Raw genomic sequence first — 12,022 nt, forward strand, 5'->3', positions numbered from 1 at the left:
CCTACGGGTTCGGAGTCCGGAGCGATCGCAGGTGGCCCGCCTGGGCGAGGACGCCGTCGAGCGCTCCGAGAAACGCCGGGAAGCTGCGCCGGAAATCACCCGCGTTGCCGTACCAATAGAGGTCCTGCTGACCGAACGTGGACAGCCAGCGCTCGGTCTCGCCGAGCACCACGGCGTAGGGCAGCGACCGGGAGAACACGAGCTCGCGGTCGGCCTCGGGCACGTCGTCCGGCGTCACCCCGGCGAGGTAACCGCGCAGGCCGCGGACGTGTTCGAGCAACTCGCTGCCGCGCTTGGTGCGGGCGGGCATCGACCGCGCGCCGAACGCCAGCGCCACCCCGCCGACCGCGACGACGAGCCCGAACAGGGCGTTGCCGATCGTCAGCGCCAGCACGACCGTGGCGGCCACGCCGAGCACCGCGACCACTATTCCCACCCACCAGAACAGGTTCCGCTCGGCGTCGGGGCGGCGCACGAACCAGCGCTTCTCCACGACGTCGGCGTAGAGCCGGTCGCGGACGTGCGCGAGGTCGATCTGCCGGCCGCGCAGCTCGGACACGCTCACCGCTTCGGTTCCGTGCGGCAGCAACGCTTCGCAGACGGCCTTCTCGTACCCGGACAGGGAGTCGTCCACCGGGTTGCGGCGCACGATCTGCCAGTCGTGGCCGTCCGTCTCGGTGATCCAGAGGTAGTTGCGGACGGCGAGGTCGATGACCGTGGCCGTCACGTCGACGACGTCCACGTGCTCGTCGACGACCGTGCCGACCTGACCCGGCAGCACGCCGTCGGGCGAGGCGAACGCGACCCGGTCGTTGCCGTCGCGGACCAGCACGGACACCGCGCCGACCTCGCTCGCGAGGGCCCTCGCGTCCCGGCCGCGCAGGTACCAGAGCAGCGCGACGCCACCGAGCAGCAGCAGGAGCAGCCCGCCGAGCGCGGCACCGCTGACCGGCGTCAGCGCGAACGCGGCGGCCAGGCCCGACTGCTCGACCACGACGGCGTTGGGCGGCACGACCCCGGCGGACAGTCCGATCGCGACGTCGACCCGTTCGCCCGCGCCGAGCTTGATCTCCTGCGCGCGCACGCCCTTGCCGTCCGCGAGGTCGGCGCTGGTGCACGGCTGCGAGGAACCGACCGGCCCGGCGAGGCAGTTGACCGACGTCGGGGAGTCGGGTGCGGAGAAGGAGACGGCGACCTTGTCCAGTTCGGCGTCCCAGCCGCCCGCGACCTGCCAGCGGACCTCGAGCGCGTCACCGACGGGGGCGACGGCGCCGACGACCGTGTAGGTCAGCGTGGAGGTGCCTTCGAGGGTGACGGTGAAGTTGTCGTCGTCGGACGAGACGCTGCCCTTGCCCTCGACCTTGGCGTCGGTGACCTCGTACTGGCGCTCCAGGTCGTTGCCGGCCGCGAGTCGCAAGGGGACGGTCCGCTTGACGGTCTTGCCCTCGGGCACCTGGACGGTCTCGGTGACGGAGAGCCGGGCGTCGCGCTCCAGCTTCATCCGCACCTCGGTGCTGACGGTGCCGGGAAGCGGTTGCGCGAGCGCGCCGGCAGCCGTCCCGAGAGACGTGACGGACGTCAGCGCGACGGCGACGAAGATCGCCGCACCCCAGTTCTTCAACACGGCTGCGGACAATAGCGGAGTCCTCATATGCTCCGGCGGACTTTCGAACAGACGCCATCTGGGGGATCTTCGGCGATGACGCAACCACCGCCACCGGGGTACCGGCCACCGCCGCGCCCGGTGGGTCCGCCGCCTGTTCCCGCACCGCTCGGACAGCGTCCGCCACAAGGTCCACCGCCCGTGCCCGCGGCCCCGCCGTACAGGCCGCCGATGCCACCTCAGCCGGTCCAGGGACCGCCGCGTCCGCAGATGGCTCCGCCGCCGTACGGGCCACCGCCGCAGTCACGTCCGTACGGCGCGCCACCGCCTTACGGTCCGCCTCCAGGCCATGCCCCGCTCCCACCACCGCGCCCGGTCATGCCCCCACCACAACCGATGTGGGGCCACGGACACGGACACCCCGGCGCGTTCGCCCCGCCCCCGTACCCGATGGCCCCACCGCGCCGCAGCAGCAGCGGCCCGATCCTGGCCCTCGTCCTCGGCGGCGTCGTGATCCTCGGCCTGGGCGCGATCGGCGTCTTCTCCGCGGCCCTGAACAACAAGGTCAAGGACACGGGCTACTCGAACTACACGACCTACAGCCCCACCTTCACCGCCCCGACGACCACCACCACGACAACGACCACCACGACCACGCGTCCGACGTCGAGCCGCACGCCGAGCACGCAGCAGACCCCGGTGGGCCCGAAGGCGATCTACAAGCTCGCCGACCACCCGATCTTCACCACGGGCATCGGCGCGAACGACTTCGACTCGTGCCCGCTGCCGCGGATGGAATACAGCCCGGCGGGCGAGAAGCGGTTCCTCGAGGCGGCACTGCCGTGCATCGAGAAGGCGTGGCAGCCGGCGCTCAAGGCCGCCAACCTGCCGTACCAGCCGGCCGAGCTCCAGGTGTTCACCGGCACCACGCAGACGCCGTGCGGTTCGCGGCAGAACAACACGACGGCGATGTTCTGCCGTGGCGTCATCTACTGGCCCGGCAACTTCTACGCGAACGAGGGCGGCTCGACGGTCCGGCACCCCGGCGTCTACCTCGGCCAGCTCAGCCACGAGTACGGCCACCACATCCAGTGGCTCACCGGCATGTTGCGCGCCGCCGACCAGGCCCAGTACGACGTGGGCGGGTTCGACACCCCGAAGGGGCTGGAGCTCAACCGCAGGCTGGAGCTGCAGGCCACCTGTCTCGGCGGGATGACGCTGGCGCCGTTCTCGCACAAGAACGTCATCCCCATCGAGGTCGTGAACACCGGTCTGAGCGACTCGGGCAAGCGCGGGGACTACGACCGCAGGCCGGACCACGGCAGTGCGCCCAACAACGACCGCTGGGTGATGCACGGCCACAAGCAGAACAAGATCAGCGCGTGCAACACCTGGGCGGCGACGTCCGCGGACGTCTCGTGAACCGATCCCCCGGCCCGTGCGTCTCAAGGAGGTGGACGGGACGCGTTAGCCCGGTCGGGGGACGCGTGATCCCGGGCCGCCTATGCTCGTACCCGACCCAGGATGACCATTGGGGGGACCTCCGGCGATGACGCAACCACCGCCACCGGGCAACTGGCCGCCGCCGCGCCCGGTCGGCCCGCCACCGATGCCCGCACCACTCGGGCAGCGTCCGCCTCAAGGCCCACCACCTCCTTACGGCGCGCCTCCGCAGGGCCCGCCGCCCGGCTACTACGGCCCGCCGCCTCCCGGCCCGGTCATGCCGCCGCCGCAGCCGTCGTGGGGCCCGCCCCCTCCCGGCTACGGCCACTACCCGCCGATGCCGCCGCGCCGCAGGAGCAACGGTCCGATGATCGCCCTGATCCTGGGCGGTGTCGTGGTCCTCGGTCTCGGCGCGATCGGCGTCTTCGCGGCGACCCTGAGCAACAAGGTCAAGGACACGGGCTACTCGGGTTACACGACGTACAGCCCGACGTTCTCCCTCCCGACCACGACGGAGGGCCCCGCGACGACGACGAGCGCGCCGCGTCCCTCGGCGTCGCGCACCCCGTCCGCCCCGGCGACCCCGGCCGGTCCGAAGGCCGTCTACGCGCTGGCGGACCACCCGTTCCTCAAGCCGGGCTTCGGCGCGAACACGATCCCGGGCTGCGGCCTCCCGCCGATGGACTACTCGCCGGCGGGCCAGGACCGCTTCCTGCGCGCCGCGCTGCCGTGCATCGAGAACATGTGGAAGCCGGCGCTGCAGGCCGCGAACCTGCCGTACCAGCCCGTCGAACTGCACGTCATCACGGAGACGGCGCAGTACCCGTGCGGCACCGTCCGCCCGGACCAGACGGCGCGGTACTGCCAGGGCGGCATCTACTGGACGGCGAACGCCTACGCCGCCGAGCGCAACCCGAACAACCCGAACCACCCCGGCAAGTACCTGGGCCAGCTCGCCCACGAGTACGGCCACCACCTCCAGTGGCTCACCGGGATGCTCAAAGCCTCGGACCGCGCGCAGTACGACGCGGGAGGGTGGGATACTCCGAAGGGCCTCGACCTGAACCGCCGGATGGAGCTGCAGGCGACGTGCTTCGGAGGCATGTCGCTGGCCCCTTTGTCGCACGGCGCGATTCCGATCGAGGTGATCCGGGTGGCCCTGACCGACGCGGGCAACCGGGGTGACTACGACATCTATCCGACGAAGGACCACGGCACGCCCCAGAACAACGCGAGCTGGGTTGACCGCGGTTACAAGTCGAACAAGGCGTCCGAGTGCAACACCTGGGCAGCGGACCCAGGTTCCGTCTCCTAGGAAGGGGAGAACGTGACCCAACCAGCCAAGAACAACCCGGTCCTGCTCGCGGGAGTGTTCGTGCTGGTGGTCGCGTTCGTCCTCGGAATCGGTCAACTGAGTCGTCCCAGAGTGGTCACCGGCCACGCCCTGGCCGGTTCGCGCCCGGCGTCGACGCCTCCGTCGGAGCCGTCGACGCCGATCCGGCCGCGCGCCGTGTTCCGGCTGGCCGACCACCCGTTCCTGGTGAAGCCGGTCTCACTGACCCCGGTGACGTGCTCGTTGCCGCCGTTCGGCACGGCGGACGCCCAGCTGGCCGCGTACTACGCGGCGGGCGTCGAGTGCCTGGACGCCGCCTGGGGCCCGGTGCTGGCGGGCGCGAACCTGCCGTTCGACAAGCCGACCCTGGACGCCTCGCCGGTGCTGAAGGACGGCCCGTGCGGCGAGGCCCCGGAGTCCGATCACGCGGTGGCGTACTACTGCGGCCGCAACCGCACGATCTACATGCCGACGGCCCGCCTGCGCGACAACGGCGGTGGTGACGCCCCGGCGACCCACCTGGCCACGCTGTCGCACGAGTACGGCCACCACGTGCAGGCGCTGACGGGCCTGCTGCGCGCGGCGGACCTCAAGATCACCGACGCGGGCGAGAAGACCCCGGCGGGCCTCGAGATGTCCCGCCGGATCGAACTGCAGGCGAACTGCTTCGCGGGCATGTTCCTGAGCGCGGCGGCGGGCCGGGGCTCGCTGACCGCGGGCCTCGCGCGGCAGGCGCAGGAGGACTTCCAGTTCGCGATCGAGGAGAAGCCCGAGAACAACGCGCACGGTTCCGCGAAGAACCAGGCGCAGTGGGCGGGTGCGGGCTTCAAGGCGAACTCGACGGACGTCTGCAACACGTTCTCGGCGCCCGCGGCCCAGGTCTCCTAACGCAGCCGGGCCCGCTCGTCGACGTACTGGGTGGGCGTCCGCAGGAACACCTTCGCGTCACCCGGTGATCCGTAGGCCAGGTTCAGCGTGGTCAGCTGGTAGTTCCACTCGCCGTAGCTCCTGCCGGACCACCGGTGGTTGATCTGCCAGCGGACCCACTCCCCGCGGGCCAGCCGCACCGGGGAAGGCCTGCTCCACCGGTTCGGTGCGGAGCGCATGGTGTCCTGCAGCTGCACGGTCAGCACGTCGTCGTCCTCGCGGAGGGTGAGCTCGATCCGGTTGATCTCGTCGCGCTCCTTCGACCACACGGGGTTGAAGCCGTCCCACTCGTGGTGCCGGACCTCGTGCACGGCGGGCATCAGGTGCGGCAGCGCGAACCCGACAGGGACCGCGTTGCGGAGGGTCGCCTCAGCCCCGCCGCGGGACTTCTTGGTCCACCCGGTCCGCACCCACTGCACCACCACGTTCGCGTCCACGCACCGATGGAATCAAACCTGGCTCGGCTGGGCGACCGGATTTACCGCGGGCAGCCTCACCCGGAACACGGCTCCCTGCTGCTCGGACGGCTCGCACGTCAGATCTCCCCCGTGTGCGCGGATCACGCCGCGCGCGATGGCCAGCCCCAGTCCGGACCCACCCGAACGCCGGTCGCGGGCGTCGTCGAGCCGCACGAGCCGGTCGAAGATCCGTTCCCGTTCGGCCTCGGGCACGCCCGGTCCGTCGTCGGACACGGTGAACCCCGTCAGGTCGACCCGGATCCGCACGGCGCCCGACGGTCCGGTGGCCTGGCGGGCGTTGTCCACGAGGTTCGCCAGCACCTGAGCGAGCCGCTGCCCGTCCCCGACCACGGCGACCGGGACGCCCTCGGCGCTGATGTCGAAGTCCGGCGCCACGAACCGGGTCCGCGCGACCTCGGCCTCGGCGAGGCCCAGCAGGTCCACCGACTCGCGCTGCATCTCGTACCCGGCGTCGAGCTGGGCGAGCGCGAGCAGGTCGTCGACCAGCCGTCCGGCCCGTCGAGCCTCCCTGACCAGCAGGAACGACATCTGGTCGCGGTCCGGCGAGTCGACCGGGGCCTGCACGAGCGCCTCGGCCACGGCCTGCACGCCGGTGATCGGCGTCCGCAGCTCGTGGGCGGCGTCGGCGACGAACCGCCGGGTGCGTTGCTCGGAGCCCTCCAGCGAGTCGAGCATCCCGTCGAACGCGGCCGCGGTCCGTCCCAGCTCGGTGTCCGTCCTGGACGGGTTGAGCCGCCCGCCGCGGTGCCCGGCGGCGATGGCCTGGGCCAGCGACGTCATGGCGTCCAGCGGCGCCAACGCCCTGCGCACCACCACGACGATCAGCAGTCCGGTGACGCCGATCGCCACGAGCCCCAGGATCAGCAGGAGCTTGCGCAACCGGTGCTGCGCCTGGGAGATCGCCTCGGTGTCGGCGTAGAGGGTGATCTTGTTGCGGCCCACGTTGCGGACCTGGCGCTGGAACTGCCCCTCTTCGGGCGCGCTGCCGACGGTCGTGCCGTTGGGCAGGTCGATGGTGACGTGGATGTTCCGCTTCGTCAGCACGCCGACGACCTCGGCCGGGCGCCTGCCGTTCTTCAGCATCTCCACCGCGCGCGACTCGGCGCTGTTCAGCACGCCGTCGACGTCCTTGGAGGACTGCCCGGCGAACGTCCGGTCGACCGAGATGACCAGCGTCACGAGCACCAGGAACAGCACCAGCAGCACGGACACCGCGACCCGCCGGCGCAACGAGACCGTGCGGAGGTTCATTCTTCGGCCCGCAGCACGTACCCAAGGCCACGAACGGTGTGCACGAGCCGTGTGCCGTGTTCCTCGATCTTGCGACGCACGGCGCTGACGTGGACCTCGACCAGGTTCGGGTCGTAGTCCTCGTAGCCCCACACGGCCGTGAGGATCTGCGTCTTGGACACCACGCGTCCGCGCTGAGCAGCCAGGTAGACGAGCAGCCGCAGCTCGGTGGCGGTCAGTTCGATGGGCTGGTCGGCGCGCATGACGACACCGGCGTCGGCGTCCACGACCAGGTCACCGACCTGCACGGTCGACGGCGTGCGGCCGAGCCGCCGCAGCACCGCTGACACCCGTGCCACGAGCTCTGCCAGCACGAACGGCTTGCCCACGTAGTCGTCGGCGCCGCCCGAGAGGCCGCGCAACCGGTCCGGCACGCCGTCGCGCGCGGTCAGCATGACCACACCGGCGCCGGACGAGCGGCGGATGACCTCGAGCAGCTGAAAGCCGTCGCGGCCGGGCAACATCACGTCGAGAACGACCAGGTCGGGGCGGAAGCGGCCGAGATCGGCCTCCAGCTGACGCCCGTCCAGGCGGTGCTGCACCTCGTACCCGGACTCGCGCAACGCGGACGACACCGCGGCGCCGATCGCCTCGGCGTCCTCGATCACCAACACCCTGGCGGACACCTCTCCATTCTGCTGATCATCGGGACTTCGGGCGACTCGCCTTCAGCTCGCCCTCAGAATGCACGCGCACGCTGGTGCGCATGTCGAAGAAATCAGCGTGGGCCGGCGCCATCGTCGCGGCCGTCGGCCTCACCGTCGGCGGCATCGCGGTCGCGACGGCGGCCGAGGGTCCCGACCGCCCGCCGAACGCGGCGTTCGCGGAACGCCACCTCGGTGGCCCCCACGGGCAGAACAAGCCGGGACGTCCGGACAAGGCCAAGCTCAAGGACAGCACGCTCGTCGTCGGGCGGGTCAAGTCGGTCGAGTCCGGCAAGCTCACGATCACCAAGGACGACGGCAGCGAGGTGTCGTTGACCACTGACGGCTCCACGAAGCTGCGCGGCGGGGACCTCGCCGGTCTCAAGGCCGACCAGCGCGTGACCGTGCGTGTGAAGGACGGCAAGGCGCTGAACGTGGCCCTGGCGAAGGCCCAGGCGCGCGGCACCGTCAAGGACGTCAACGGCAACAACGCCACGCTGGTCCAGGTCGACGGCCTGCAGACGTCGCTGGACCTGACCTCGGTGACCGAGAAGCCGAAGAACGGTGACCTCGTCGCGGTGACCGGTTCGGTGACCGACGGCAAGACCATCAAGGTCGAGCAGCTGCGTCAGCTGCCGAAGTAAACCTGGGCTCCACGCGGGCCGCCGCGTCTGCGAACATCGCAGTGTGGCGGTTCCGCGAAGCCCGGACAGATGGGTGTTCATCCTGCTGGTCGTCGGACTGGTCGGGATCGGGGTCGCGCTCGCGCTCTTCTTGCCCGCCAAGGTGTTGGGCGCTGAGGAACCCCCTAGACCCGTGATGGCGACGGTCGTCGAGAGCGGCTCCTGCGGCTCCGGCATGGACACGGTCGAGTGGGACGCCGACGGCCAGAAGAAGCAGGCCAAACTCGACGGCTGCGGTCACACCAAGGGTGAGACCGTGGAGATCGTCAACACCGGCGGCGAGATGGTGTCGTCCGCCGCGTCCGTCCCGGTCGGACTCCCGGTCGGGCGCCGCCTCACCGCGCTGCTGCTGTGCATGGCAGCGCTGGCGGGCGGTTTCTACGCGTTCCTCTTCCGCTACGCGCCTCTGCGCGCACCGGCCGTCCTGCCTACTCCTCGGCGGACGGAGCCGGCTTCTTAGCCCTCACGAGGATCTCGACGGCGTCGCACGTCATGGCGACCAGGTCGTCGAGCTGTTCCACGAGGTCCAGGTCGGTGAAGGTGAAGCACGCGACGCCGTCGGCGATGTCGACGGCAGGTGGCTGGTACGACCTGAGCTGGGCGACGACCCCGCGTTCGGTGTCCGGCGCCAGGTCACCCGAGATCTCGTAGCCCGCGCCGGGCCGAGGCGGGTCCATCCGCAGGTCTCCGGTCAGTTCCGGTGCGTCCACCACCACCACGAGCGCCGGGACGGTGCTCTCGACGTGGGAGTAACCGGTGGACGTCAGCCCGACGGACGTCGTCGAGGAGAAGACGGCGACCCGAACGGCACGCCCCTCCCGGACTCCCGCCACGGTGCCGCCCCGTCCCAGCCCGGGCAGACCGCTCATCCGCCCGGCCGGCATCTCCTCCTGGTCGGACGCCCTCGTCCACCCCGAAGTGCCCGCCCGTCGCTCGAGGGAACGGATGGCCGCCGTGGCGGCGCGGACCCTCCCGCTCTCCTCCCCGGACGACACGATCGAGAGCACCACGACCACGCCCAGCACGACAAGGCTGATCAGGAACAGGACCAGCAGCGGATCCATACGTCCTCCGAGGGGCACGGCTCCCCGGCGGTGGGGAGCCCCTCATTGGACTACGCGGGCCGCGCCGATTCACTCCTCTCCGGGCGGAGTCACCTTCTTGACGTAGAGCAGCCGGTCGCCCGGCTCGATCGCGTCGGCCTCCGGGGCGTCCACCCGGTACAGCGTCTTGCCCCGCACCACGCCGAGCACGATGTCGGGCAGGTGCCGCGGCGACCCGCCGATCTCGCTCTTCTCGACGTCCCGCTCGGCGATCGCGAGCCCGGCGTCGGGCGTGAGGAGGTCCTCCACCATCGCCACGACGGACGGCGTCGCGGTGGCCATGCCGAGCAGGCGACCGGCCGTCTCGGACGACACGACCACCGAGTCGGCGCCGGACTGCTTGAGCAGGTGCTCGTTCTCCCGCTCCCGCACCGACGCCACGATCTGCGCCTTGGGGGCGAGCTCACGGGCCGTCAACGTCACCAGCACCGCCGTGTCGTCCCGGTTCGGCGCTACGACGATCGCGCGCGCACGGGCCGCACCGGCGACCCTCAGCACGTCGTTGCGCGTACCGGACCCATGCACGACGACGAGCCCCTTGGCGGTGGCCGCGTCGAGCGACTCCTGCACGGTGTCGACGACGACGATCGAGCCGGGGTCGACACCGTCGCCGAGCAGCGCCGCGACCGCGGACCGCCCCTTGGTGCCGTAACCGACGACCACAACGTGGTCCCGCACGACCCGCCTCCACTTCTGAATGCGCAACGCCTGACGGGAGCGCTCGGTGAGAACTTCGAGTGTCGTGCCGACCAGCACGATCAGGAACAGGACTCGCAACGGCGTGATGACCAGGACGTTGACGAGGCGCGCCGTGGACGACGCGGGCGTGATGTCGCCGTAGCCGGTCGTCGAGAGAGACACCGTGGCGTAGTAGAAGGCGTCGAGCAGGGAGACGCCGTCCTCGTTCACGTCGCGATAGCCGTCACGGTCCAGGTACACGATCATCACCGCGAGCAGCAGCGCCGCCATCGCGCCGACGACGCGCTTCAGGATCGCGCGGACAGGGCTCTCGACCTTGTCCGGCATCCTGACCACGCCGACGAGCGAGTGCGACGCTTCATCAGACAGGCTCATCGGGACAACCTCTTCGTGATCTCCGCTTGGGCAAGCATCCGCCACAGGTGAGCGGCCGCCTCCGCGCCTTTGAGGAGCAACGGCACCACTACGCGCTCGTTCGGCGCGTGGACGCGATCATCCGGCAAGGTCGCGCCGAGGTAGACGAGGGGCACCCCCAGCCGTTGCCGGAGCACCGCCGCGGGCCCCGACCCACCGGCCCGCGCGAACCGGACGGGCCGGCCGAAGGCGAGTTCCATGGCCTCGTGAACGGCGGCGTTGGCCGGGTCGTCCGGGCTGATCGCGTACGGCGGGACGCCCTCGCCCCGGATGACGACGCTCGCCGTGATGCCGTCCGGCGTGTGCTCGGCGACGAACCGCTCCAACTGGACCTTGACCCGGTCCGGGTGCTGGTCGGGGACGAGCCGGAAGCTGATCTTCGCGACGGCCCGCGCCGGGATGATCGTCTTGAAGCCGGGACCGGTGTAGCCGGCGCTGATCCCGTTGACCTCGGCGGTGGGCCGCACCCAGAGCCGTTCGAACGTCGAGTAACCGGGTTCGCCTCGGGTGGCCTGGGCCCCGCCCCCGTTGCGCTTCAGCCAGTCCTGCTCGTCGAAGGGCAGGGCGGCGTAGTCCTCGCGTTCCCTCGCGGACGGCTCGCGGACGTCGTCGTAGAAGCCTTCGAGCCGGATCCGGTTGTCGTCGTCGTGCAGCGCGGCGATCAGTTTCGCGAGAGCGGTCGCGGGGTTCGGAATCGCGCCGCCCGCACGTCCGGAATGGACGTCGTCGGTTCCGCCCTCGAACGTGATTTCGGCACCGAGAACACCGCGCTGCCCGGTGTTGACCGTCGGTGCGTCGCGTTCGTGCAATGCCGTGTCGGTGAACACCACAAGATCACAAGCGAGCTGCTTTTCGTGATCATCGAGCAGCTTTCGCAAGTGCGGTGATCCCGATTCCTCCTCGCCTTCGACGAAGAGTTTCAGCGTGACGCTCGGAGCGTTCTGACTCAGGGCTGCCAGATGCGCCTTGACCGCGAGCAGGTGCATCGCGACCTGCCCCTTGTCGTCGCTCGCACCCCGGCCCCGGATCTCGTCGCCGCTGATCACGGGCTCGAACGGCGGGTGCTCCCACCGGTCGAGCGGATCGACCGGCTGCACGTCGTGGTGCCCGTAGACGAGCACGGTGGGCGCCTGTGGGTCGTCTGCCGGCCAGCACGCGAACACGGCCGGGAGCGCCGGCCCGTCGTCCCAGATCTCGACCTCCGGCCAGCCGTCCGCCCCCAGCGCGTTCGCGAGCCACTCGGCGGATCTGCGCACGTCACCGTGGTGGGCGGGGTCGACCCCGATGCCCGGAATCCTGATCCACTCGCAGAGCCCGGTCACGAAGGAGTCGGCCAGCGCGGCTACAGCGGCGCGTTCGGAATGACGAGAATCACCTGACACGCTCGTGGACACTAGGCCAGCC

The 12,022-nt window shown here is 70.8% G+C and carries 12 protein-coding genes; 5 read left to right on the plus strand and 7 right to left on the minus strand.

All coding sequences use genetic code 11. The features are described 5' to 3' along the window. Nucleotide 1: 1 nt before the first annotated feature. Entirely contained in the window at nucleotides 2-1,624 is a 1,623-nt protein-coding gene (locus PV646_RS44165; protein ID WP_500349107.1) for a DUF2207 domain-containing protein, read from the minus strand. Nucleotides 1,625-1,981: 357 nt separating this feature from the next. Between PV646_RS44165 and PV646_RS44170 the strand changes: the two genes are divergently transcribed. The 3 genes from PV646_RS44170 (at nucleotide 1,982) to PV646_RS44180 (ending at nucleotide 5,267) form a co-directional block, all read left to right on the plus strand. Beyond that, entirely contained in the window at nucleotides 1,982-3,025 is a 1,044-nt protein-coding gene (locus tag PV646_RS44170) for a neutral zinc metallopeptidase (protein ID WP_500349109.1), read from the plus strand. A 127-nt stretch (nucleotides 3,026-3,152) separates the two neighbouring features. Next, entirely contained in the window at nucleotides 3,153-4,361 is a 1,209-nt protein-coding gene (locus PV646_RS44175) for a neutral zinc metallopeptidase (RefSeq protein WP_500349111.1), read from the plus strand. A 12-nt stretch (nucleotides 4,362-4,373) separates the two neighbouring features. Then, nucleotides 4,374-5,267 carry a neutral zinc metallopeptidase gene (locus tag PV646_RS44180; RefSeq protein ID WP_500349113.1) on the plus strand — a complete coding sequence of 298 codons (894 nt, stop codon included), beginning with the start codon at nucleotides 4,374-4,376 and terminating at the stop codon, nucleotides 5,265-5,267. Here PV646_RS44180 and PV646_RS44185 read toward each other — a convergent pair. From PV646_RS44185 to PV646_RS44195, 3 genes are read right to left on the minus strand one after another with little or no spacing between them, the layout of a single operon-like run. Next, complete coding sequence (locus PV646_RS44185; RefSeq protein ID WP_500349115.1) at nucleotides 5,264-5,743, minus strand: hypothetical protein; 480 nt, start codon at nucleotides 5,741-5,743, stop codon at nucleotides 5,264-5,266. The genes PV646_RS44180 and PV646_RS44185 overlap by 4 nt on opposite strands. 12 nt (nucleotides 5,744-5,755) lie before the next feature. Then, nucleotides 5,756-7,036: a sensor histidine kinase gene (locus PV646_RS44190; protein ID WP_500349117.1), complete on the minus strand. Its 1,281-nt coding sequence runs from the start codon at nucleotides 7,034-7,036 to the stop codon at nucleotides 5,756-5,758. Continuing rightward, a complete protein-coding gene (locus PV646_RS44195; protein ID WP_093602248.1) occupies nucleotides 7,033-7,701 on the minus strand; it encodes a response regulator transcription factor in 669 nt (222 codons plus the stop codon). The genes PV646_RS44190 and PV646_RS44195 overlap by 4 nt, the downstream gene beginning before the upstream one ends. A gap of 80 nt (nucleotides 7,702-7,781) precedes the next feature. On the opposite strand from PV646_RS44195, the gene PV646_RS44200 reads away from it, so the two are divergent. Together PV646_RS44200 and PV646_RS44205 are read left to right on the plus strand one after the other, a co-directional pair. Next, nucleotides 7,782-8,363 carry a hypothetical protein gene (locus PV646_RS44200; protein ID WP_500349119.1) on the plus strand — a complete coding sequence of 194 codons (582 nt, stop codon included), beginning with the start codon at nucleotides 7,782-7,784 and terminating at the stop codon, nucleotides 8,361-8,363. Nucleotides 8,364-8,406: 43 nt separating this feature from the next. Next, nucleotides 8,407-8,862, plus strand: a complete 456-nt coding sequence (locus tag PV646_RS44205) for a hypothetical protein (RefSeq protein ID WP_500349121.1) — start codon at nucleotides 8,407-8,409, stop codon at nucleotides 8,860-8,862. On the opposite strand, the gene PV646_RS44210 is transcribed toward PV646_RS44205, so the two are convergent. The 3 genes from PV646_RS44210 to PV646_RS44220 form a co-directional block, all read right to left on the minus strand. Continuing rightward, on the minus strand, nucleotides 8,831-9,466 hold the full coding sequence (locus PV646_RS44210) for a hypothetical protein (protein ID WP_500349123.1): 636 nt from the start codon (nucleotides 9,464-9,466) through the stop codon (nucleotides 8,831-8,833). The genes PV646_RS44205 and PV646_RS44210 overlap by 32 nt on opposite strands. A gap of 69 nt (nucleotides 9,467-9,535) precedes the next feature. Next, the gene (locus tag PV646_RS44215) at nucleotides 9,536-10,579 is read right to left on the minus strand and encodes a potassium channel family protein (protein WP_500349125.1); all 1,044 of its coding nucleotides are present in this window, start codon (nucleotides 10,577-10,579) and stop codon (nucleotides 9,536-9,538) included. After that, on the minus strand, nucleotides 10,576-12,000 hold the full coding sequence (locus PV646_RS44220) for a M20/M25/M40 family metallo-hydrolase (protein WP_500349127.1): 1,425 nt from the start codon (nucleotides 11,998-12,000) through the stop codon (nucleotides 10,576-10,578). The genes PV646_RS44215 and PV646_RS44220 overlap by 4 nt, the downstream gene beginning before the upstream one ends. Nucleotides 12,001-12,022: the final 22 nt, after the last annotated feature.

The sequence above is a fragment of the Streptomyces sp. ID05-26A genome, from assembly GCF_033794685.1.
Lineage (GTDB): Bacteria > Actinomycetota > Actinomycetes > Mycobacteriales > Pseudonocardiaceae > Lentzea.